Below are 21,214 nucleotides of genomic sequence, written 5' to 3' on the forward strand. Positions count from 1 at the left end.
TCCGCCGGGGTGAACTCGCTGGGGAGGCCGGTTCACCCCATCCTCCGGACTGGATCCGTGGTGGAAGGGAGGAAGAGGAATAGCCAACGCGCAGGCGGCGTACAGGGCCCATGTTTGACCTCTTCCTTCCGCTCAACCGCCCTTGGAATACTGCGCATCATCGGCCCCAAGTCGCCGTTCAAGCCCAAACCTATCTGGGGCATCCGGCTGCAGCTCAAAGCGAACGGTCGCATGCGCGACCTCGCGATGTTCAATGGCGCGATCGACTCCAAGCTCCGGGAGGCTCCCTCCGAACCCGCGCCATAGTGATCCAACAGAAGACGGGTCAGCCGGTCCCGTTTGAAATCACAGAGCCAATGCGAGGTGCGCTGGCTGCTTGGCGCAAGGTTCGTGGTCGTCGTCAGGACGATTGGCTTTTCACCGAGTCGCAGCCGACAGGGCGATCACGTGAGCACGCGGCACTATGCCCGCCTCGTCGACAAATGGGTGTCGATGACTGAGCTCGAACCACGGGGTTACGGGACCGATAGTCCCAGACGAACGAAGGTGGCGCTGATCTGCAAGGAGACAGGCAACCTGCGAGCTTGCCACCTTCTTCCCGGTCACCGGAAATTTGAGAGCACCGTTCGATACCTCGGCATCGAGGTCGACGGGTTGGCTATATGCACCAGGCTCGGTCGCCGACGAGAACGAGTTGAACAAGTCGTGCGACTGACGATCGCGATCGTCAAACAGCGTTGAGCGGGATCTTCAGATACCGCACACCATTGGCTTCTGGGTCCGGCAGGTGGCCGGCGCGCATGTTCACCTGGACGGACGGCAAGATTAGCCTGGGCATGTCGAGGGTTCGGTCACGTGCCTCGCGGAGGGCGACGAACTGTGCCTGGCTGACACCTTCGTGGACATGGATGTTGTTCCGGCGCTGGTCACCGATCGTCGTTGCCCACGCAAAGGCATCTCGGCCGGGGGCTTTGTAGTCATGACACAGAAAGACGCGTGTCTCGTCGGGAAGCGCTAGCAAGCGCTGGATTGAAGCAAACAGCGTCGCCGCATCGCCGCCGGGAAAGTCGCAGCGCGCGGTGCCATAGTCGGGCATGAACAGGGTGTCGCCCACGAAGATGGCGTCGCCAATGACATAGGCCATGCAGGCCGGCGTGTGGCCGGGCACATGCAGGGCAATGGCCTGTAGTCCGCCAATGGAAAAGACCTCGCCGTCCCGGAACAGATGATCGAACTGTCGGCCGTCGCGGGCGAAATCCTGGCCGGCGTTGAACAGCTTTCCAAATGTCTCCTGAACGCCAACGATTTTCTCGCCGATCGCCAGGCGGCCGCCCAGAGCGCTTTGAAGATAGGGCGCGGCGGACAGATGGTCGGCATGGGCGTGGGTCTCCATTTGCCAGACGACCTCCAGCCCCTGGTCCCTGACATAGGCGATCAGGGCGTCGGCCGACCGTTCGCTGGTCCGGCCGGCTGCGGCGTCATAGTCCAGGACGCTGTCGATAACGGCGCAGGCCGATGAGTTGGGATCACGCAGGACATAGCTGACCGTGAACGTCGCCTCGTCGAAAAAGGCTTGCACCTCGGGCCTTGAGGCGGGCGCGGCAAGCGCCTGTTCGATGATCGACTTCGCCTTGGTCACGGCGACGTCAGGTGGTGAGATCGGCTCGCGCATTGCAAACTCTCGGGGCTTGGGTATCGACAGGCTAGTTATATGCGAATATATGAATATACAAGTCCTATCGGGTAGGCCGCCATGTCCGTGTTCATGATCGTTTCAGCCTTGATGAGCGGCGCGCTTGTCGGCGCACTGCTGGGCCTGTTCGGCGGTGGCGGGTCGGTGCTCGCCACGCCACTCTTGCTCTATGTGGTCGGCATCAACGATCCCCACGTGGCCATCGGCACCTCGGCCGCCGCAGTCGCGGTCAATGCGGGGATGAACCTGATAGGCCACGGCCGAGGCGGGCGCGTCAAATGGCCTTGCGCGACCGTTTTCGCCGGCGCGGGGCTGATCGGCTCGTTCCTCGGCTCGAGCCTGGCCAAGGCGGTCGAGGGACAGCGCCTGCTGCTGTGGTTCGCTTTCGCGATGGCGGCGATCGCGCTGTCGATGATGCGTCGACCCAAGTCTCAGGGTGATCCCCTCGTTCACATTTCACCCGCCTTGATGCTGAAGCTGGCGCCGCTGGGCGTGCTCACCGGCCTTGCCGCAGGCTTTTTCGGGATCGGCGGCGGGTTTCTGATCGTGCCGGGATTGATGGCGGCGACCGGGATGACTCTGGCCAACGCCACGGCCTCGTCCTTGCTGTCGGTGTCGCTGTTTGGAGCGGCGACCTCGCTGAACTACGCCGCCTCGGGCCTGATCAACTGGCCCGTCGCGGGACTTTTTGTTCTAGGCGGCTTGGCGGGCGGCGCCGTGGGCGTCAGGGGTGCGGGGCTAATGGCGGCGCACGCGGTGCTGGCGCGGCGGCTGTTTGCAGGCCTGGTGTTGACCGTCGCGGTCTATGTCGCCTGGAAAGCCATGCAGGCTTGAGGTCTCGGCGCGGGCCTTGATTGGCGTTGCCCGCACCCGGGCGGATGGGTTTTGACTCACGGCAGAGCCCTCGGCAGGCGCTCTCAGGGCGCCGGCCTTGAACACTGGATGTATCCTCGCACCTCAAAGCCGGGAGATCGTCCGACCGTGAGGACTTGGCTTGATGGCCGTGGAGCGCTTGCGCCTAAGCCCGTCCAGGGAAATCTGACCGCCACCGCGCACATAGATCAGAAAAAGCGCGCCCAGGATGGCGAGGCCTTCGAGCAGAGGCGCAGCGGAACCGGACGCGAGGCTTGTGGTTACAGCGACGGGTAGGGTGGTCACGCTCCAGATCACCACCACCAGCAGCGCCGAAAGTCGCGTCCACAGGCCCGCAGCGAGACTTCCGCCCAAAACAACCAGGCTCACGCCGGTCAGTCCCGCGATCAGCCCGCCACCCTCGCCTGGCGAGGCCAAGTGTCCGACGCCCACGCCAATGACCGCCAGGCCGACCAACCCCCTGAAAACAGGATCGGCCGATAGCGCCATCCAGCGCGGACGGGGCAGGGCGTCATTGAGCACGGTCAGCATTTTGGGTCTCCCCTGGACTATGCGACCAGGCGGTGACGACGCTTGACGGTCAGGCTCGGGCCTCGCCGCGATAGACGTCGCAAAGGGTTTCCAGCACGCGCATCGCGGCCGGATCGTCCAGTCGGTAGAAGATGGTCTGAGCCTCACGCCGGGTGGCCACCAAGCCCTCGGCCCGCATCTTGGCTAGATGCTGCGAGGTCGCCGACTGGGCCAGTCCGACGTGGATCGCCAGATCGCCGACCGAAGCCTCGCCGTCGATCAGACGGCAGAGGATCAACAGGCGTTGCTCGCTGGCCAGAAGCTTGAGAAGCCGCGCCGCCGAGTGGGCGCTGGCAGCCAGTTCCTGGATGTCGTCAGGGGGCGTGGTGAAGGCGAGTTTGCTCATTTGCCTAATGTAGAAGATACGCATAGAGGTTCAAGGGGCGTGGGACAGACCGCCCCACGCCGATTGTCGCGCCTGCCTAGGCGGGCGCGAGCAGGCTGCGCAGCATCCAAGCGGTCTTCTCGGAGACCTGCATGCGCTGAGTCAGCAGGTCGCAGGTGGGCTCGTCGCTGGCCGCCTCGGCGATCGGGAAGATCCCTCGGGCCGTGCGTGTTACCGTCTCGTGGCCCTTGACCAGATTGATGATCATCTCGCGCGACGGCGGAACGGCGTCCTCCTCGGCGATGCTGGAGAGCCTGGCGAAGGCCGCGTAGCTGCCGGGGGCGGGATGGCCCAGGGCGCGGATCCGCTCGGCGATGTCGTCGACCGCCAGTCCCAGCTCGGTGTACTGGGTCATGAACATCGTGTGCAGGGTCTGGAACATCGGGCCGGTGACGTTCCAGTGGTAGTTATGGGTCTTCAGGTAGAGGGTGTAGCTGTCGGCCAGCAGACGGGAGAGCCCGTCGGCGATGGCCTGACGTTCCGGCGATGCGATGCCGATATCGATGTCCAAGCTCGTCATGTCGACTCCTTGAGGACCTGCGGGCGGTCGTCATCCCGCAGCACAATGTAAATGGCGGGGATGACCAGCACGGTCAGCACCGTTGATGAGGCCAGGCCAAACAGCAGCGAGATCGCCAGACCCTGAAAGATCGGGTCGAACAGGATCACCGCCGCGCCGATCATGGCCGCCAGGGCGGTCAGGACGATCGGTTTGAAGCGAATGGCCCCGGCCTCCAGCAGCACCTCGCGCAGCGGCCGGTCGCCAGTCTGGCTGTGGCGTATGAAGTCAACCAGCAGGATCGAGTTGCGCACGATGATCCCGGCCAGGGCGATGAAGCCGATCATCGAGGTGGCGCTGAACGGCGCCTTGAACAGGATGTGGCCAATGACGATGCCCACCAGGGTCAGGGGGATCGGGGTCAGGATCACCAGCGGCAGGCGGAAGCTTTTGAACTGGGCCACGACCAGCACATAGATGCCCAGGATCGCCACGCCGAAGGCCGCGCCCATGTCGCGGAAGGTCACCCAGGTGATCTCCCATTCGCCGTCCCACAGCAGGGTCGGCTTGCTCTCATCGGTCGGCTGGCCGTTCATGCGGATGTCGGGCTTGGGAAGATCGCCCCAGTCGGCGGCCTTGATCGCCTTGTCGACCGCCATCATGCCGTAGATCGGGGCCTCATAGGCGCCGGCCAGTTCGGCCATGATCATGTCGACGTCGCGGCCGTCGCGGCGGAAGATGTGGGTCGAGCCGGCTTCCCGGGTGGCGGTGACCACCTCGCCCAGCGCCACCAGCCGACCGCCCTGACTCTGGGCCACGGGCAGGGCCGCCAGGCCCTCGTCCCAACTGCGCGCCGACTGCGGCAGACGCACCGAGATTTCCAGCGGATCGCGGCCCTGGCCGCGATGGGCGTAGCCCACGACCTGTCCGCCGAAGGCTGCGCCGATCGAGTCCAGCACCTGCCGGTCGTCGACCTTCAGGGCTTCCAGCCGGTCGCGGTCGGGAACCAGGCGCAGGCCGGGGCGGGCCTGACCGTAGCTGTCATCGATATCGACAATATAGGGCACGGCCTTGAAGGCGGCCTTGACCCGCTCGGCCACGGCGCGGCGGGTCGCAGCGTCAGGGCCATAGATCTCGGCCAGCAGGGTGGCCATGACCGGCGGTCCGGGCGGGGCCTCGACCACCTTGATCGACGCGCCGGCCGGCAGGGCCACCCTGGTCAGCCGTTCGCGCAGGTCCAGGGCGATGACGTGGCTGGAGCGCTTGCGCTCGCCCTTTTCGGCCAGCGACACCGACAGGTCGCCCTGGTCGGGGCGATTGCGCAGATAGTAGTGGCGAACCAGGCCATTGAAATTGAACGGCGAGGCGGTTCCCGCATAGGCGTCGATCGCTGTGACCTCCGGCAGGGTGCGGGTGATGACCGCTGCATCGGACAAGGCCCGGGCGGTGGCCTCCAGCGAGGTTCCCTCCGGCATGTCCAGCACCACCTGAAGCTCGGACTTGTTGTCGAACGGCAGCAGTTTGACGGTCACGGTCTTGGTGGCGAACATGGCGCCGGCCAGCAGGGTGGCCAGGCCCACGCCGATCAGGAAGGTCCAGGCGCTCCTGCGCGTGGCGATCACCCGCCCGGCGACGCGGCGATACAGCGCGCCCAGTTTGCCCTCGCCGTCATGAGCATGACCGCCGGCCGAATCCAGCGTCTTGCGGGCGAAGCGCACCATCAGCCACGGGGCGATGACCACCGCGACGAAGAACGAAAACACCATGGCCGCCGAGGCGTTGACCGGGATCGGGGCCATGTAGGGCCCCATCAGGCCCGAGACGAACAGCATGGGCAGCAGGGCCGAAACCACCGTCAGGGTGGCGACCACGGTGGGGTTGCCCACCTCGGCCACGGCCTCGACTGCGGCGTCGATCCGGCTGCGGCCATCATTCATGGCCCAGTGGCGGGCGATGTTCTCGATCATGACGATGGCGTCGTCGACCAGGATGCCGATCGAGAAGATCAGGGCGAACAGGCTGACCCGGTTGATCGTGTAACCCATCAGGTTGGAGGCGAAGAGGGTCAGCAGGATGGTCGTCGGGATGACAACGGCGGTCACCGCCGCCTCGCGCCAGCCGATGGCCAGACCGATCAGAACCACGATCGACAGGGTGGCCAGGCCCAGGTGAAACAGCAGCTCATTGGCCTTTTCATTGGCGGTCGCGCCATAGTCGCGGGTCACCGCCACATCCAGGCTGTCAGGCAGCAGCGTGCCCTTCAGGGCCTCGACGCGGGTCAGGACGGCTTGGGAGACGACAACGGCGTTGGCGCCCTTGCGCTTGGCGATGGCCAGGCTGACGGCGGGGGCCTGGCTCCAGACGCCGTCTGCGCGGGCATAGCGCCAGGCGCGGGCCTGATCCTCACGCGGGCCCTGGGCCACATCGGCGACATCGCGGACATAGACCGCCTGGCCGCTGGCCGACGGCAGGGCCAGCAGACCGATATCGACAGCGCTGGTCAGGCTGCGGCCGGCCGTGACGTCGACCGCTTGGCCGCCGCCGCGAATCTGGCCGGCGGGAAAGGCGCGGGTGGCCTGACGCACGGTGTCCATCAGGGCGGCCAGCGACACGCCGTGCTGGGCCAGGCGGGCCGGATCGGGGGCGATGCGGATTTCCTCGGGCCGGCCGCCGACGATGAAGGTCAGGCCCACATCATCGACCTTGGCGACTTCGGTGCGCAGCTTGCCCGCCAGCTCATACAGCGCCTGGTCGGTCCACTGGCCCGCCGCGTCGGGCTTGGGCGACAGGGTCAGGACGAGGCTCGGCACGTCATTGATGCCCCGGGTCTGGATCAGGGGTTCGGCGATACCGGCCGGGATGCGGTCATAGTTGGCGCGGACCTTCTCGTGGATGCGCACAGCCGCCGCGTCGGGATCGACCCCGACCTTGAAGCGGGCCGTGACCATCACCTGATTGTCGTCGGCGAAGGTATAGACGTGCTCGACCTCGGCGACGCTCTTGACGATGGCCTCCAACGGCTTGCCGACCAGTTCGATGGCGTCGGGCGCGCGCAGACCCGGCGCGGCGACCATGATGTCGACCATGGGCACGCTGATCTGCGGTTCCTCCTCGCGGGGGATCGAGATCAGCGCCAGCAGGCCTACGGCGATCGCCGCCAGCAGGATCAGCGGCGTCAGGGGTGACTTGATCGACGCCTTGGTCAGGCGACCCGAAAGGCCCAGGTTCATCGGGCGGCCTCCGCCGGGGTCAGGATGTCGCCAAGGCGCAGGCCTGACAGAACTTCGACTGTGTCCGCCGTGACGCTCGCGCGGGTCTGAATCGGGGATTCCGAGATCGCGCCATCGGTTCCGACCAACCGGGCATAGTCGACGCCAAAGCGCGTGGAGACATAGCGCCGTGGAATGACGATCGCCTGGCGCTCGCCGATCCTGACGGCGGCGCGCACGCGCTGGCCGATCAGGTCGCCGGGCAGGTTGGGAGCTGTGACGTCGGCGGTGATCTGGCCGCCGGTGATCGACGGATAGATCTGGCTGATGGTTCCGCGCGCGGCCGCGCCGCGCAGGTCCTCGGCGGCCAGGTCGACGAAATCTCCGACCTTGAGGGCGCGCGCCTGGCCTTCCGGCAGTTCGATGCGCACGACCAGCGGGCCGGCCGTGATCCTGGCGATCGACTGGCCGGGCATCACCACCGAGCCCACGGGGACGTCGGCCACCAGGACCCGACCGGTGGCCGGGGCCAGGATCGCGCCTTGGGCGCCCAGCTCGGCGCTGGCCCCACGCTGGGCGCGGGCCGCTGACAGATTGGCGTTTGCGGCCTTGGCCTGGGCCTCGACCTGATCCAAGCGCGCTTGGGCGTAGACGCCATGCGAGAAGAGGTCGCGGGTGCGGGCCAGATCCGCCTGAGCGCGGGCCGCCTCGGCGGCGGCTGCGGCGACCTGGGCGTCGAACGCCCCAGTTTGCAGGGTCAGCCGATCATCCCTGATCCGACCAATCATCTGGCCCTGCCGCACGAGGTCGCCTTCCTTGACGCTCAAAGCCACCAGGGTTCCGGAAATCCTCGCCCGGGCCTCGGCCATGTCGCGCGTGGTCAGGGTCGCGGGAACCGGTTTGATGTCGGACACGACCTGGGCGCGGATCGTCAGACGGTCCGTCGCCGGAGCCATTTTGACCGCCGGCGCCGCGGCCTCCTTGGATTCGCCGCAGGCGCTGAGCAGCAAGGCGGCCCCCAAGGCGCTGATCAGATATGGCCGTGCCGTCATGGCGTCCCCTCCAGGGCTTTTGGTCTTGTGCTTGTCGACTAGCGGACGGTCGGCAGGCCGGCGGCCTTCCAGGCCATTATTCCGCCGGTCAGGTGGGTATCCAGCGCGTGTCCGGCCTTCTGGCAGTGGCCCAGGGCGGTCGCCGACCGCTTGCCCGAACCGCAGCTGAACACCACCGACTTGTCGCCGGCGTCCGGGAGGGCCTTGGGGTCGAAACTGGAGAGCGGAACATTGACCGCGCCAGGAATGCGCTCGGCGGCGAACTCGGCCGGCTCGCGCACGTCGACCAGCAGGATCTCCTGGGCGTCGAGAGCGGTCTTCACCTGGTGGGCGGTGAGGTCTTTGGTCTTGGGGGATCCGAACATCAGTGGGTCTCCTTGAAAGGGGCAGGTCCTGGGACCGCGCAGAACAGACGGGACAAGGTCTCGACCAGCGCGCGGGCCTGACCGCTGCGAAGGCCGTAGTAAATGGTCTGTCCATCGCGCCTCGCGGCCACCACGCCGTCGCGGCGCAACAGGCCCAGATGCTGCGAGGCCAGGGTCTCGCGAACGCCCAGGCCCTGGGCGAGCGCGCCCACCGACTGCTCGCCGTCGACCAGCGCGCAGACGATCATCAGCCGATGGGGATTGGCCAGCGCCTTGAGCAGGGCGCAGGCGTCGTCCGCGGAAGCCTTGAGGGCGGCAGGATCAAAATTCATAGTTGCGTATATGCGACTTTACGAATATCTAGTCAAGCCATCGACAGGGCGACGCTATCCCGAACGCTCGGGCTCAAACGTGATCCTGATCAAAGTTAGCCGCGCGGAACGAGCCCAGTCTCGACTCCGAACCACGGCGTGAGAGGAAACGGGATCATGGCCAAGCCGCGCATCGTCATTCTGGGCGCCGGACTGGGCGGCGCCATCGCCGCCTTCGAGATCAAGCAAGCCGTGGGCGACAAGGCCGTGGTCGAGGTGGTCTCGCAGGGCGACACCTTCCACTTCGTACCCTCAAACCCTTGGGTCGCTGTTCACTGGCGCAAGCGTGAGGCCATCGAGGTCAAGCTGCCGCCCGTGTTCAAGAAGAAGGGCATCGCTTTCCGAGGCATTGGCGCAGCCAAGGTCATGCCCGAACGCAACCAGTTGGAACTCTCCGATGGCATGCTGCTCGACTACGACTATCTCGTCATCGCCACGGGGCCGGAGCTGGCCTTTGACGAGATCCCCGGTCTTGGCCCGCACGGCGGCTTCACCCAGTCGATCTGCCACGTTGATCACGCCGAGACGGCGGCGACCGCCTTCGACCGGTTCGTGGAAAACCCCGGCCCGATCGTTGTCGGCGCGGTGCAGGGCGCGTCCTGCTTTGGCCCGGCCTATGAGTTCGCCCTGATCCTCGACACCGAACTGCGCCGCCGCAAGGTGCGCGACCGCGTGCCCATGACCTTTGTTACCTCCGAGCCCTATGTCGGCCATCTGGGCCTGGACGGGGTGGGCGACACCAAGGGCCTGCTGGAAAGCGAGATGCGCCAGCGTCACATCAAGTGGGTCACCAACGCCAGGGTCGCTTCGGTCGAGGCCGGGATGATGCATGTCGAGGAGATCGCCGATGACGGCGCCGTCAAGGCGACCCACGACCTGCCGTTCTCCTATTCGATGATGCTGCCGGCCTTCCGGGGCGTGGCCGCGGTTCACGGGATCAGCGGTTTGACCAATCCGCGCGGCTTCATCCTGGTCGACAAGCACCAGCGCAATCCGACCTATCAGAACATCATGGCCCTGGGGGTCTGCGTCGCCATCGCTCCGACGGGCAAGACCCCTGTGCCGGTGGGCGTGCCCAAGACCGGCTTCATGATCGAGAGCATGGTCACGGCCATCGCCCATAACTTCAAAGAGATCCTCAGCGGCCAGCCCGCCACCCATGAGGCGACCTGGAACGCCATCTGCCTGGCCGATTTCGGCGACGGCGGCGTGGTGTTCATCGCCCAGCCCCAGATTCCGCCACGCAACGTCAACTGGTCGGCCAGCGGCAAGTGGGTCCACCTGGCCAAGGTCGGGTTCGAGAAATACTTCCTGGCCAAGGTCAAGCGCGGCGAGAGCGAGCCCTTCTACGAGAAGCTCGCCCTGGACGTCATGGGTATCCACAAGATCAAGCCCTGAGGGCGAAAGGCAGTGTGATGCGGCAGCTTGTTTGTCCCGCCTGTGGCGCCACCAATCGCGCGCCCGAAAGCCGGAACGCCCTGGCGGCCAAGTGCGGCCGCTGCGGCGAGCGCCTGTTCTCCGGCGCTCCGACCGAGGTGAGCGGCGCGCAACTGGCCGCCCACGCCGGCAAGACCCGCGGCGTCGCTGTTCTCGTCGATGTCTGGGCCCCGTGGTGCGGACCCTGCCGGTCCATGGCCCCTCAGTTTGCTGCTGCAGCCGCGCGGCTCGAGCCGGACGTGCGGCTCTTGAAACTCAATTCCGAAGCCGAGCCGCAGGCCGCCGGGGCGTTGGGCGTCTCGGGCATTCCGGCGCTGCTCCTCTATCGGGACGGCGCCGTCATCGCCCGATCCGCCGGGCTGATGAGCGCGGCTCAAATCGTCGCCTGGACGCACCAGGCTCTGGCCCAGGCAAGCGCCTGAGTCGCTTGAGGAGATTGATCATGACTGTCGATCGTTTGGTTCTGGCTTTTGCCGGCTTTGTCGTCCTGGTGGGTGTCGGCCTGGCCCAGTTTGTTCACCCCTGGTGGATCGGCCTGTCGATCTTTGCAGGCCTCAACATGATCCAGGCGGCCTTCACCGGCTTTTGCCCGGCCGCGATGATCTTCAAGAAACTCGGCGTCAAGCCGGGCGTCGCGTTCCAGTGAACTCGATGCGCGCCGTCCTAGCCCTGTTCTTGCTGGCCAGTGTCGCCGCGCCCTTGGGCGCGTCGGCCATGACCTTGCCCGAGGCCATTGCCCTGGCGCGGCGCGCCAATCCAGGTCTCGCCCAGGTGCAGGCCCAGTCGGACGCGGCCAACGCCCGGCTGGCCCAGGCGCGCTCCGGCCGTCTGCCTAGCCTCACCCTGTCGGGTGAGAGCGCAAGCGGAACGACCGATCTTGGTGGCTTCTTCGGCTTTGGCCAGAGCCATGTCTCGCCTCGCGCGGCGTCGCTGCAACTCCGCCAGCCCCTGTTCTCAGGCGGTGGCGTCAGCGCCGCTATCGCTCAGGCTGCAGAGGGTAAGGCGGCAGCCCTCGCTCAGGTCGGCGGTGCAACGGCTGCGCTCAGCGCCGAGGTTGCGTCATCCTATGTCGGGGTGCTTAGCGCCCAGGACATGGTGGCCTTGAGCCGGGCCCAGCTCGCCCAGATGGAGGCCATCACCAGCCAGGCGCAATTGCGCTTCAAGGGCGGAGAGATACCTCGCACTGATCTCGACCAGGCCATGGCCCGCCAGGCAGAGAGCCGCGCAGGCTTGGCCCGTGCCGAAGGTCAACTGGCCAGGAGCCGAGCACATTTCGTCTCCGTGGTCGGAGCGGAACCGAACGGGCTTGAGGCCGTGGTCGCGCCCCCCGCGACGCCTGCGTCGCTCGATGAGGCGATCGCTACGGCGTCTCAATCGAGCCCCATGCTTTTGGCCGCCGAGGCGGCCGAACGCGCGGCGCAGGCCGGCGTTCGCTACGCCAAGGCCGACCGACTGCCGAACCTCGCCTTGACCGCTACCGCCAGCACAGCGCGCGACCAGTTCTTTCCAGGCTACAGCGCCGATGGTGTCATGGTCGGTGTGCAAGGACGGTGGACCCTGTTTTCGGGCGGTGCTGTAAGCGGCCGCGTTGATGAGGCAGGGGCAGCGCTTCGCGCCGCTCAGGCGGGCCTGAAGTCAGCGCAGGCTCAGGTGCGGGAGGCCGTGATCGGCGCCTGGGGCGATGTCGCCACCGCGCGGGCCGTGATGCTGGCCGCTACCGACCAGGCCAGCGCCGCGACCAGCGCGCTGGACAGCGTGCGCAATGAAGTGCGGGTGGGCCAAAAGCCCGTCCTGGATCTGCTCGACGCCGAACGCGAAGCCCTGGCCGCGCAAGGCGCCTTGGTGGCGGCGCGCGGCGAGGTGACGGTCTCGTCCTATCGGCTCGACGCGCTGCTGCATGGCCAATGAACCGGCCACGCCCGACGATGTCCTGCGGGCGCTGGCCAATAGCCATCGCTTTCGGGTTCTCCACGCTTTGAGCGACGGAGCTCTGTAGGTCAGCGATACTGAGGCTCGTTTGCTGCTCTCGCCGTCGGCGCGGTCGCAACATCTGGCGCGCCTGCGCGACGCCGGAATTGTGGCCACCCGCCGCCTTACCGCGCGAAAATGCTGCGAGTCAGGCACGAAAAGACCAGCCGCCCGGCCTCGTCGAGCAGGTCGTGCTGGGCGATGATCATGCCCTTGCCTTCGCCGACCGGGTCCTTGCCCATTACCGTCATGCGGCCGCGCAGCAGTTCGCCGACCGGCGGGTTGCGCATCCAGCGCAGGGCGTCGACGCCCAGGCGCTTGGTCTGGGGCCAGGCGGCGGCGGCCTCGGCGTCCAGCCGCGACCAGATGGCGAACACCATCACGTCGGGGGCGCCGTTCTCGATCGGCCAGCCGGGGGCGAAGGCGGCGATGAAGGCCTCCAGCGCCTTGCCTTCCACGGCGCGCGTGCCCAGGGACACGACCTGACCAATCTCGATATCGTCGAACGCGGCGGGCATATCTGAAGTCTCACTTTGAATCGTCATCGACTGTCCATGGTCGGTCGGTGCTTGTCGAGAGCGCGCGGGCGGGCCATGTGTCCCTGACGCTTTTTGGCTCGGGCAGGCTTCATGTTGATCCGGAAACTTCTCGTGGCCGTGCAGGCCGTGCTCTTTGCCGGGCTTCTTGCCGGCTCGGGCGGGGGACAGGCCCTGGCGGGCCCGGTCAACACCGGTCACATCGAAGCCGAGCTGGTGGCCCAGGACGCCGCCGCCGTTCCCGGCGCCACGATCTATGTGGCCCTGCGTCAGAAGATCCAGCCGGGCTGGCACACCTATTGGCGCAATCCGGGCGACGCGGGCGACGCCACCAAGATCGTCTGGACCCTGCCGACCGGCTGGACCGCCGGCGACATCGTCTGGCCGACCCCGGAGAAGAGCCGCGTCGGACCGCTGCTCGACTACGCCTATAAGGGCGAGGTGCTGCTGCCCGTGCCGATCACCGTACCGGTCGACGCCCCTCCGGGCTCGACGGTCACGCTCAAGGCGGCGGCCGCCTTCCTGGTCTGCGAAGAGATCTGTATCCCTGAGGACGCGGTCCTGACCCTGGACCTGCCCATCGTGGCGGGCGCGCCGGGGCCCGATCCGAAATGGGGCGCGGTGGTCGCCAAGACCCTGGCTGACGCCCCCAAGTCCGCCGGCCTGAAGGCCGTGTTCAAGCTGGAGGGTGGCGTTCTGAAGCTGGCCGTCACCGGCGCGCCGCTAAAGGGCGCCGACATGGCCGGCGCCTACTTCTTTCCGTATTCGGGCAAGGTCATCGACCACGCCGCCGACCAGACCATCGAGCGCGGTCCCGAAGGCCTGACCCTGGGCCTGACGCCCGGCTACGACTTTACCAGCGGGACCCCGCCCACCGAACTGTCGGGCGTGCTGGCCCTGAAGGGTCAGTCCTTTGAGGTGACGGCGACGGCGGGCGATCCCCCCGCCACGGCGTCGGGCCTGGGCTCGCCGCCCTCTGTCGCCAAGGGGGCCGCGAAAGGGCCGGTCGACGCCAAGGGCCTGCTCACCGCCCTGGTCTTCGCCTTCCTGGGTGGGCTGATCCTGAACCTGATGCCGTGCGTCTTCCCGGTGCTGTCGATGAAGGCCGCCAGCCTGGCCGGCCACGCCCACGATCCGGGCAAGACCCGCCTGCAGGGCCTGGCCTTCCTGGTCGGGGTGGTCGCCACCTTCCTGGCCCTGGCCGGCCTCTTGATCGCGGTACGGGCCGGCGGCGCGGCTGTGGGCTGGGGCTTCCAGCTGCAGTCGCCGGTGGTGGTGGCCAGCCTGGCCCTGGTCATGCTGCTGGTGGCGCTGAACATGTCGGGTGTCTTCGAGTTCGGGACCTCGGTCCAGGGCGTCGGCGGCAGCATCTCGGCGCGCGGCGGCGTGACCGGCGCCTTCTTCACCGGGGCCCTGGCCGTGGTGGTGGCTGCCCCCTGCACCGCGCCGTTCATGGCCGGCGCCCTGGGCTTTGCCCTGGTCCAGCCGCCGCTGATCTCGCTGTCGGTGTTCCTGGCCCTGGCCCTGGGCTTTGCCGCCCCGTTCGTGATCCTGACCTTCGCGCCGGCCCTGCTGGCGCGGCTGCCGCGTCCCGGCGCCTGGATGGATACCCTGAAGAAGGGCCTGGCCTTCCCGATGTATGGCACGGCGGCCTGGCTGGTCTGGGTGTTCAGCCAGCAGTCCGGGTCGATCGCCCTGGGCGAGGTGTTCGCCGCCGCCGTGCTGCTGGCCTTCGCCGCCTGGCTGTACGGCCACGCCCAGACCCGCCGCGCCGTGGGCAAGCCCAGCCTGGTGCCGTTGCTGCTGGCCCTGCTGAGCCTGGCCGGCGCCGTCGCCCTGACAGCCCTGACCCTGCAGGCTCCGGGGCCTGTCGCCGCGACGGCCCAGGCCTCGACGCCCATCGGTCCGGGGCTGGCCTCCGAGACCTGGTCGCCGGAACGGGTCGCCGCCCTGCGGGCCGAGGGCCGGCCGGTGCTGGTCGACTTCACCGCCGCCTGGTGCGTGACCTGTCAGGTCAACGAGAAGGTGGCCCTGTCCGGCGCCGGCGTCGCCCAGGTGTTCAAGGATCGGAACGCCGTGCTGCTGAAGGCCGACTGGACCAATCGCGACGCCACCATCGCCGCCGCCCTTGCCGAGCATGGCCGGGCGGGCGTGCCGCTGTATCTGGTCTATCCGGCCAAGGGCGGCGCGCCGGTGATCCTGCCGCAGCTTCTGACCGAGGGCATGGTCATCGAGGCCATCGAGAAGGCGGCTTCCTAGTTTCGGAGAACGCTGGGATGTGACAAGCTGCAAAGGCGAGGGGGAACTCTGTCTTTCTGGAGCTCGCATATGTCCAATGTCACGCGCCGTCTCGTCGCCGCCGGCCTGCCGCTGATCGCGGTCGCCGCGCCCGGTCTCGCCCACGCCAAGCCCGCCCCGGCCTTCACCGCTGTCGACATCGACGGCAAGACCCGCTCGCTGGCCGAGTTCAGGGGCAAGACTGTGGTCCTCGAATGGGTCAACGAGGGCTGCCCCTATGTGAAGAAGCACTATTCGGGCAACATGCAGGGCCTGCAGGCGGCCGCCACGGCTGATGGCGTGGTCTGGCTGACCATCGCCTCGTCGGCGCCCGGCAAGCAGGGCCATTTCCCGGACGGCGGCAGCGCCAAGGCCTGGATGCAGGCCCGGGGCGCCAAGCCGACGACGCTGCTGCTCGACGCTGACGGGGTGATCGCCACAGCCTACAAGGCCAAGACCACGCCGCACATGTTCGTCATCGATGCCGCCGGAGCCGTGGTCTACGAGGGCGCCATCGACGACATCCCCAGCAACAAGGTCGAGGACCTGCCCCGGGCCAAAAACCTGGTCGCGGCGGCACTGGCGGATGTGAAGGCGGGCCGGCCGGTCAAGGTGGCCTATGTCCAGCCCTATGGCTGCGCGGTGAAATACAAGGACGCTTGAGAGCGCGCCTAGGCCGCCGGCTGCGGCGGGGCGGTGATCACTTCGACATTGTCGTTGAGCAGATAGACCATGTCGCGCAGGGCCAGGTCCTGGTCCTTGACGGTTTTGGCGGCGGTCATGGCGGCCAGCTTTTCGGGCAGGTCGACCGAGATGCCGCGCAGGATGCATTTGAGGTCGTCGACCGCGCCGCGTTCCTTCAGCGTCAGGTGGCCCTTCATGTCGAGGGCGGAAAGCTCGGCGATCCGGGCGCCGAAGGCCTCGGCGCCGGGCAGGGCTGCGGCCGGGGCGGCAGGGTCGGCGTTCAGCGACTTGCGATAGGCCTCGACCTGCAGCTTCAAGCCCCCGGCGCGGCGTACGATGTCGGCGAACAGCGGCTCGCCGGCCACCGAGGCCGGGGCGCTGAGGGCCGCAGCGGCGGTCGGCTGCGGCGCGGGGCCGGTCGAGGCGAGCCACAGCAGGGCGGAAAAGGCGATCGCGTCGCAGGACATCTGAACTCTCCCCGCGAAAAACGTCATTGGTCTGCATGACGCGGCGGCATCCGTTTGGTAAGCCCGCCGGGGTAAACGCCGATTTACCAAACCCGCAAGGAACCGACGCATGGCCGATCTCGACGCCGCCTGGACCCGCCTGGAAACCGCCGCCCAGGCCGCCGGCGATAAGCGCATCGTCGAGATGTTCGAGGCGGAGCCTGGAAGGCTCGCAGCGCTCACGCTTAACGTGGCGGGCCTGCACCTCGACCTGTCGAAACAGGCCTGGGACGAGGCCGGCCTGGAAGCCGCGCTCGACCTGGCCCACGCCGCCGACGTCGAGGGGGCCCGGGCCCGGATGCTGGCCGGCGAGGCGATCAACAGCTCCGAAGGCCGCGCCGTCCTGCACACCGCCCTGCGGGCGCCCGCCGGAGTCGACCTCAAGGCCCAGGGCGTTCCGGTGATGGCGCAGGTCGAAGCCGTCCGCCAACGGATGAAGGCCTTCGCCGAGGCCGTCCGCTCGGGCCAGATCAAGGGCGCCACCGGCAAGCCGTTCAAGGCCATACTGCACATCGGCATCGGCGGCAGCGACCTGGGCCCCCGCCTGCTGTGGGACGCCCTGCGGCCGATCAAGCCGGAGATCGACCTGCGCTTCGTGGCCAATGTCGACGGCGCCGAGTTCGCCATGATGACCGCCGATCTCGACCCGGAAGAGACCCTGGTCGTCATCGTCTCCAAGACCTTCACCACCCAGGAGACCCTGGCCAATGCCGGCGCGGCCCGCGCCTGGCTGGTCGCCGCCCTGGGCGAGGCCGCCGCCGGTCAGCACCTGGCCGCCATCTCGACCGCCCTGGACAAGACCGCCGCCTTCGGCATCAGCGACGAGCGGGTGTTCGGCTTCTGGGACTGGGTCGGCGGCCGCTATTCGCTGTGGTCGTCGGTCAGCCTGTCGGTGGCCGTGGCCTGCGGTTGGGACGCCTTCGAGGGCTTCCTGGCCGGCGGCGCCGCCATGGACGCCCACTTCGCCTCAGCCCCGCTGGACAAGAACGCCCCGGTGCTGCTGGCCCTGGCCCAGATCTTCAACCGCAATGGCCTGGACCGCCGCGCCCGCTCGGTCGTGCCCTATTCACACCGCCTGCGCCGCCTGGCCGCCTTCCTCCAGCAGCTGGAGATGGAGAGCAACGGCAAGTCGGTCGGCCCCGACGGCCGGCCCGTCAAGCGCGGCACCGCCACGGTGGTGTTCGGCGACGAGGGCGCCAACGTCCAGCACGCCTATTTCCAGTGCATGCACCAGGGCACCGACATCACGCCGATGGAGCTGGTCGGCCTGGCCAAATCGGAAGAAGGCCCGGCCGGCATGCACGAAAAGCTGCTGTCCAACCTGCTGGCCCAGGCCGAGGCCTTCATGGTCGGCCGCACCACCGAAGACGTGGTCGCCGAGCTTACCGCCAAGGGCGTTCCGGAAGCGGAAATCGCCACCCTGGCCCCGCAGCGCACCTTCGCCGGCAACCGGCCCTCAACCCTGCTGCTGCTGGACCGCCTGACGCCGCAAACCTTCGGCGCCCTGATCGCCCTCTATGAGCACAAGACCTTCGTCGAGGGGGTGATCTGGGGCATCAACAGCTTTGACCAGTGGGGCGTGGAACTGGGCAAGGTGATGGCCGGCCGCATCCTGCCGGAGCTGGAAAGCGGGGCGGCGGGCAGCCACGATCCGTCGACGGCGGCGTTGGTCGGGCGGTTGAAGGTTTAGGCCCCGCCACATACCAAAATTTCCCGTCATTCCCGCCCTTGTGGCGGGAACCTCTCGTACCGCACGCAGGTGCGGGAGGGGCGAAGTGCGCGCGCACTTCGCTGGCGCCTCACGTGTGAGCTGAACCAGGGGTTCCCGCCACAAGGGCGGGAATGACGGAGGTTTTTTGGGGCGCGTCGCGTCAATCCGCCTCGTCGTCCCCGAGGCCCTCCTCATCCTCCGGCTCACCCGGATCAAACCCGCCGCCCAGAAAGTCCGTCCCCTCAAGTCGGGCGCGCCAGTCGTCCGGGACGGGATCCATGCCCTCGACCATGTCCAGGGTTTTCATCAGGTCGCGATAGCTGCCGCGCAGCAGCATCTCCCTGACCGCGAGTCCTCGGAACCGCATCACCTCGTGTTCGAGGCGCTTCAGCTCGGCCTCCTGGGCCTCCAGGCCCGTCGGCGGGAGGGGGATCGCCGTCGCTTCGGCGGGCGGCGTGTCTCTGAACTTGCTCATGGCTAAATCTCCACAGGATGAGGGGATGAACGGCGCGCCCCGCCTGAAGGCAGGACACAGGTTCGCGTCGTCCGCCGAGCGAAGGCCCGGCGAGGTGGGGAGGCGGCGGAGCGTCCGGGCGCGCCCGGATCTGGATTTGGAGAATACCGTTTCGACACGTACGGGCGCTCCGCGCGGCCGGTGGACGAAAGCCCTCGGGGCGCGGGGTTTTAACCCGCTCCCGACGTTAGGCCTCCGGCGGGCGGACCGGGCAGACGACCCCGATCCGGACCGCGCGGGCGATTTCAGCCCGCGCCTGGCGCGCGTCGTCCGGGCGTCGCCAAAGGGAGTTCCCGGCGGTCCGGGCCCGGCTTCATCACACGACGTCCCCGCAAGGACCGCCCCGCTCCGCCAGACCCCATCGGGCCTTCAACGACGACCGACGGGCGCTACCCGCTCGACCGCCCCCATCACCCGTCAGATCGCCAGCTGGACGTCCTCCCCGGTGTTGGGGCGAGAGTTAGTATGGGGGCGGTTTTGCAGGGGCGGATGAGATTGTCATCGTGACGGTGGTTCACGGGCTTAGGCCGTTGAAATCCCTGGCGGCGGGGAGGCTCTATCCCCGTGGGGGCACGGGGATAGAGCCGATCAGATCAGGGACTTCAGCCGGTCGATCCCGGTCGCCTGCCGAACGATCAGGGCCGCCAGCGCATTGCCGTTCGCGCCATTGGTGAAGACGACGATCGCGCGCCCGCGTCGGGCGTCGCCGACGCCCAGGGTCTTGAAGATCCCGTAATTGCTGCCGCTGTGCTGGAATAGCGGGCCCGCCGAGGACTGTTCGAGTTCCCAACCCAGTCCGCGCGAAATGTCGGGCCCGCGCACGTCGAGCTGGGGGGTGAGCATCGCCCGCCGGGTCGCATCGCTGATCTCCCAGTCCGCCCGCCCCGGCCGGTCCATCATCAGCAGCATGAACCTGGCATAGTCGGACGCCGTCGTCAGGAGCCCGCCCGCCGAATTGACCAGCAGGTCGTGCGTCGTCGGCGCCGTCTTGGGATCGGTCTCGCGCATCGCTGCGATCGAGTCTTCGTAGGTCCATGACGCGATCGGCTTGCCCCCCTGCGACGCGACCGCAAGCAGCCGGTCGCCCAGCTCACGCGTGGGCTGGGGGGGAAGCGCCTGCTCGCCTTCCGGAGGCTCGGAATGGCCAAAGACCGCCGACCGGGCGATCTGTTCGTCCCAGCCGAAGGTGCTGTGCGACATGCCCGCCGGACCAAACAGCCTGGCCTGCATCACGCTGCCAAGGCCCATGCCCATGATCGTCTCGACCACCAGCTGCAGCCAGATGAAGGCTTCGCCCGAATAGGTGTAGCGCGATCCGGGCGGGCTACTTGTGACCAGCGGCGCGGAAGCCCAGTTGGGCAGGCCGGTCGAATGGGCCAGCACATGCCGGGCCGTGATCCGTTCCAGAGTCGGGTCATTCCCCAGGTTCGCAGGCCGGCGGTAGGCGACGAGCGGCGTGTCGAGGTCCAGGCGCTTTTCATCGACCAGCCGCATCACGACATAGGCGAAGACCGGCTTGGTCATCGACGCCGCTTCAAACAGCGTGTCCTCCCGCACCGGGTCGCGGGTGAGCACGTTTTTCACGCCGAAGCTGCGGCTCCAGGCCAGCTTTCCCCGGTCGATGACCGCAAGGGCGACGCCGGGCACCCCGGCGATGCGCATGAAGCGTGGAAGCGCCGCAACCAGGTCTTCCGACGGAATCCAGGCGCCGTCGCCGTCCTGGCCCTGGGCTCGCGGACGGGCGAGGGCGGACGTCGCCCCGCCGCTGACAGCCAGCGCCGCCGATCCCGTCAGCAAAGCCCGCCGGGCGAACATCGTTCCAGAAGGGCTCATCTCGGTTTCCATGCGCAGGCGCGAGAGTCTCGCGGTCTGGCGGCCGTCTTTCAAGGGCTGACCGCGCCTGTGGCAGAGCCGGCGCGACACCACCCGTGGTCGATTGACTCCGGCGCGCGCCGGGGGGAGAACAAAGCGCGAACCAAGGAGCCTTCCATGCCGACCCAACGCCCCCGCCGGCGCGCGCCTCGCCGTGCGTGCAACCCATGAGCCCGCGCAACGGCCGCGCCGGCATACCCGACCCGGAGCGCTTCTTCGACGGCCTGCGCCCCGCGCGCCAGGCCTGTATCGACCAGCTGCGCAACCTGCCGCCCAACGGGCCGCACTATTCCATGATGCGGGTGATCATCGCCGCCCTCGACGTGGCGGCCGAGTTCTTCACCCACCGCCGCGACTTCTTCCTCAGCAACCGGCCGGACATGATCGGGGGCGGGGAAGTCGGGCGCCCCCCAGCGCCACGGCTCTAATCCACCGTCATTCCGAGCCTTCAGGTACGCCGACCGCCCCGCCCCCCAAACCTTCCGTCATTCCCGCCCTTGTGGCGGGAACCTCTGGTTCAGTTGACACGTGAGACGCCAGCGAAGTGCGCGCGCACTTCGCCCCTCCTGCACCGACCGCCCCAGGTCGGAGCCATCCTTACATCTCTTGGAGGCTGCAGCGTGCGGGTCTGGGCAGGTCAGTCAAGGACCGGTCTGCGACCGGCCGCGTCGCGGCGGCCCGCAGGGCCGTCC

The 21,214-nt window shown here is 67.8% G+C and carries 21 protein-coding genes and 2 pseudogenes; 11 read left to right on the plus strand and 12 right to left on the minus strand.

All coding sequences use genetic code 11. From position 1 onward, the window contains the following. The first annotated feature begins 110 nt into the window (after nucleotides 1-110). A pseudogene (locus ACW176_RS06660) lies at nucleotides 111-741 on the plus strand (site-specific integrase). Here the strand turns inward: ACW176_RS06660 and ACW176_RS06665 are convergent. Beyond that, nucleotides 728-1,672, minus strand: coding sequence for an MBL fold metallo-hydrolase (locus tag ACW176_RS06665; protein ID WP_492111358.1), 945 nt, complete (start codon nucleotides 1,670-1,672; stop codon nucleotides 728-730). The pseudogene ACW176_RS06660 and the gene ACW176_RS06665 overlap by 14 nt on opposite strands. Before the next feature lie 81 nt (nucleotides 1,673-1,753). Between ACW176_RS06665 and ACW176_RS06670 the strand changes: the two genes are divergently transcribed. Then, nucleotides 1,754-2,527, plus strand: coding sequence for a sulfite exporter TauE/SafE family protein (locus ACW176_RS06670; RefSeq protein ID WP_492111359.1), 774 nt, complete (start codon nucleotides 1,754-1,756; stop codon nucleotides 2,525-2,527). 123 nt (nucleotides 2,528-2,650) lie between these two features. On the opposite strand, the gene ACW176_RS06675 is transcribed toward ACW176_RS06670, so the two are convergent. The 7 genes from ACW176_RS06675 to ACW176_RS06705 all read right to left on the minus strand — a co-directional run bounded on the left by ACW176_RS06675 (nucleotide 2,651) and on the right by ACW176_RS06705 (nucleotide 8,978). Continuing rightward, nucleotides 2,651-3,097 carry a DoxX family protein gene (locus ACW176_RS06675; protein ID WP_492111360.1) on the minus strand — a complete coding sequence of 149 codons (447 nt, stop codon included), beginning with the start codon at nucleotides 3,095-3,097 and terminating at the stop codon, nucleotides 2,651-2,653. A gap of 49 nt (nucleotides 3,098-3,146) precedes the next feature. Further along, nucleotides 3,147-3,482: an ArsR/SmtB family transcription factor gene (locus tag ACW176_RS06680; RefSeq protein ID WP_492105817.1), complete on the minus strand. Its 336-nt coding sequence runs from the start codon at nucleotides 3,480-3,482 to the stop codon at nucleotides 3,147-3,149. Between the two features lie 76 nt (nucleotides 3,483-3,558). Next, nucleotides 3,559-4,041 (minus strand): Dps family protein, encoded by a 483-nt coding sequence (locus ACW176_RS06685; RefSeq protein ID WP_201721546.1) that lies wholly within the window; start codon nucleotides 4,039-4,041, stop codon nucleotides 3,559-3,561. Then, nucleotides 4,038-7,250: an efflux RND transporter permease subunit gene (locus tag ACW176_RS06690; protein WP_492111361.1), complete on the minus strand. Its 3,213-nt coding sequence runs from the start codon at nucleotides 7,248-7,250 to the stop codon at nucleotides 4,038-4,040. Before ACW176_RS06690 ends, ACW176_RS06685 begins: the two co-directional genes overlap by 4 nt. Beyond that, nucleotides 7,247-8,281 carry an efflux RND transporter periplasmic adaptor subunit gene (locus ACW176_RS06695; RefSeq protein WP_492111362.1) on the minus strand — a complete coding sequence of 345 codons (1,035 nt, stop codon included), beginning with the start codon at nucleotides 8,279-8,281 and terminating at the stop codon, nucleotides 7,247-7,249. The genes ACW176_RS06690 and ACW176_RS06695 overlap by 4 nt, the downstream gene beginning before the upstream one ends. A gap of 38 nt (nucleotides 8,282-8,319) precedes the next feature. Beyond that, a complete protein-coding gene (locus tag ACW176_RS06700; RefSeq protein ID WP_419319546.1) occupies nucleotides 8,320-8,646 on the minus strand; it encodes a rhodanese-like domain-containing protein in 327 nt (108 codons plus the stop codon). Then, nucleotides 8,646-8,978, minus strand: a complete 333-nt coding sequence (locus ACW176_RS06705) for an ArsR/SmtB family transcription factor (RefSeq protein ID WP_419319547.1) — start codon at nucleotides 8,976-8,978, stop codon at nucleotides 8,646-8,648. The genes ACW176_RS06700 and ACW176_RS06705 overlap by 1 nt, the downstream gene beginning before the upstream one ends. A 156-nt stretch (nucleotides 8,979-9,134) precedes the next feature. On the opposite strand from ACW176_RS06705, the gene ACW176_RS06710 reads away from it, so the two are divergent. The 5 genes and pseudogenes from ACW176_RS06710 to ACW176_RS06730 form a co-directional block, all read left to right on the plus strand. Then, complete coding sequence (locus ACW176_RS06710; RefSeq protein WP_492111363.1) at nucleotides 9,135-10,415, plus strand: NAD(P)/FAD-dependent oxidoreductase; 1,281 nt, start codon at nucleotides 9,135-9,137, stop codon at nucleotides 10,413-10,415. 17 nt (nucleotides 10,416-10,432) lie between these two features. Then, entirely contained in the window at nucleotides 10,433-10,876 is a 444-nt protein-coding gene (locus ACW176_RS06715; RefSeq protein WP_419319549.1) for a thioredoxin domain-containing protein, read from the plus strand. Nucleotides 10,877-10,896: 20 nt separating this feature from the next. Beyond that, nucleotides 10,897-11,100 (plus strand): YgaP family membrane protein, encoded by a 204-nt coding sequence (locus ACW176_RS06720; RefSeq protein ID WP_492111364.1) that lies wholly within the window; start codon nucleotides 10,897-10,899, stop codon nucleotides 11,098-11,100. A 5-nt stretch (nucleotides 11,101-11,105) separates the two neighbouring features. Beyond that, nucleotides 11,106-12,362, plus strand: a complete 1,257-nt coding sequence (locus ACW176_RS06725) for a TolC family outer membrane protein (RefSeq protein WP_492111365.1) — start codon at nucleotides 11,106-11,108, stop codon at nucleotides 12,360-12,362. A gap of 100 nt (nucleotides 12,363-12,462) precedes the next feature. Beyond that, nucleotides 12,463-12,627: pseudogene (locus ACW176_RS06730) on the plus strand (hypothetical protein); the annotation flags it as partial. Here ACW176_RS06730 and ACW176_RS06735 read toward each other — a convergent pair. Next, complete coding sequence (locus ACW176_RS06735) at nucleotides 12,548-12,940, minus strand: hotdog family protein (RefSeq protein WP_492107025.1); 393 nt, start codon at nucleotides 12,938-12,940, stop codon at nucleotides 12,548-12,550. The pseudogene ACW176_RS06730 and the gene ACW176_RS06735 sit on opposite strands and share 80 nt — an antisense overlap. Before the next feature lie 111 nt (nucleotides 12,941-13,051). On the opposite strand from ACW176_RS06735, the gene ACW176_RS06740 reads away from it, so the two are divergent. Further along, the gene (locus tag ACW176_RS06740; RefSeq protein WP_492111366.1) at nucleotides 13,052-15,217 is read left to right on the plus strand and encodes a protein-disulfide reductase DsbD family protein; all 2,166 of its coding nucleotides are present in this window, start codon (nucleotides 13,052-13,054) and stop codon (nucleotides 15,215-15,217) included. Between the two features lie 69 nt (nucleotides 15,218-15,286). Beyond that, nucleotides 15,287-15,898 carry a redoxin domain-containing protein gene (locus tag ACW176_RS06745; RefSeq protein WP_492111367.1) on the plus strand — a complete coding sequence of 204 codons (612 nt, stop codon included), beginning with the start codon at nucleotides 15,287-15,289 and terminating at the stop codon, nucleotides 15,896-15,898. Nucleotides 15,899-15,906: 8 nt separating this feature from the next. On the opposite strand, the gene ACW176_RS06750 is transcribed toward ACW176_RS06745, so the two are convergent. Continuing rightward, entirely contained in the window at nucleotides 15,907-16,386 is a 480-nt protein-coding gene (locus tag ACW176_RS06750; RefSeq protein WP_492111368.1) for a hypothetical protein, read from the minus strand. Nucleotides 16,387-16,495: 109 nt separating this feature from the next. On the opposite strand from ACW176_RS06750, the gene pgi reads away from it, so the two are divergent. Further along, on the plus strand, nucleotides 16,496-18,115 hold the full coding sequence (pgi, locus tag ACW176_RS06755; protein WP_492111369.1) for a glucose-6-phosphate isomerase: 1,620 nt from the start codon (nucleotides 16,496-16,498) through the stop codon (nucleotides 18,113-18,115). A gap of 181 nt (nucleotides 18,116-18,296) precedes the next feature. Here pgi and ACW176_RS06760 read toward each other — a convergent pair whose 3' ends face one another. After that, complete coding sequence (locus ACW176_RS06760) at nucleotides 18,297-18,611, minus strand: hypothetical protein (RefSeq protein WP_492111370.1); 315 nt, start codon at nucleotides 18,609-18,611, stop codon at nucleotides 18,297-18,299. Nucleotides 18,612-19,238: 627 nt separating this feature from the next. Then, nucleotides 19,239-20,483 (minus strand): serine hydrolase domain-containing protein, encoded by a 1,245-nt coding sequence (locus ACW176_RS06765; protein ID WP_492111371.1) that lies wholly within the window; start codon nucleotides 20,481-20,483, stop codon nucleotides 19,239-19,241. A 206-nt stretch (nucleotides 20,484-20,689) separates the two neighbouring features. On the opposite strand from ACW176_RS06765, the gene ACW176_RS06770 reads away from it, so the two are divergent. After that, on the plus strand, nucleotides 20,690-20,950 hold the full coding sequence (locus ACW176_RS06770; protein ID WP_492111372.1) for a hypothetical protein: 261 nt from the start codon (nucleotides 20,690-20,692) through the stop codon (nucleotides 20,948-20,950). Nucleotides 20,951-21,214 lie beyond the last annotated feature (264 nt).

It is taken from the genome of Caulobacter sp. FV1ye13L (assembly GCF_058681155.1).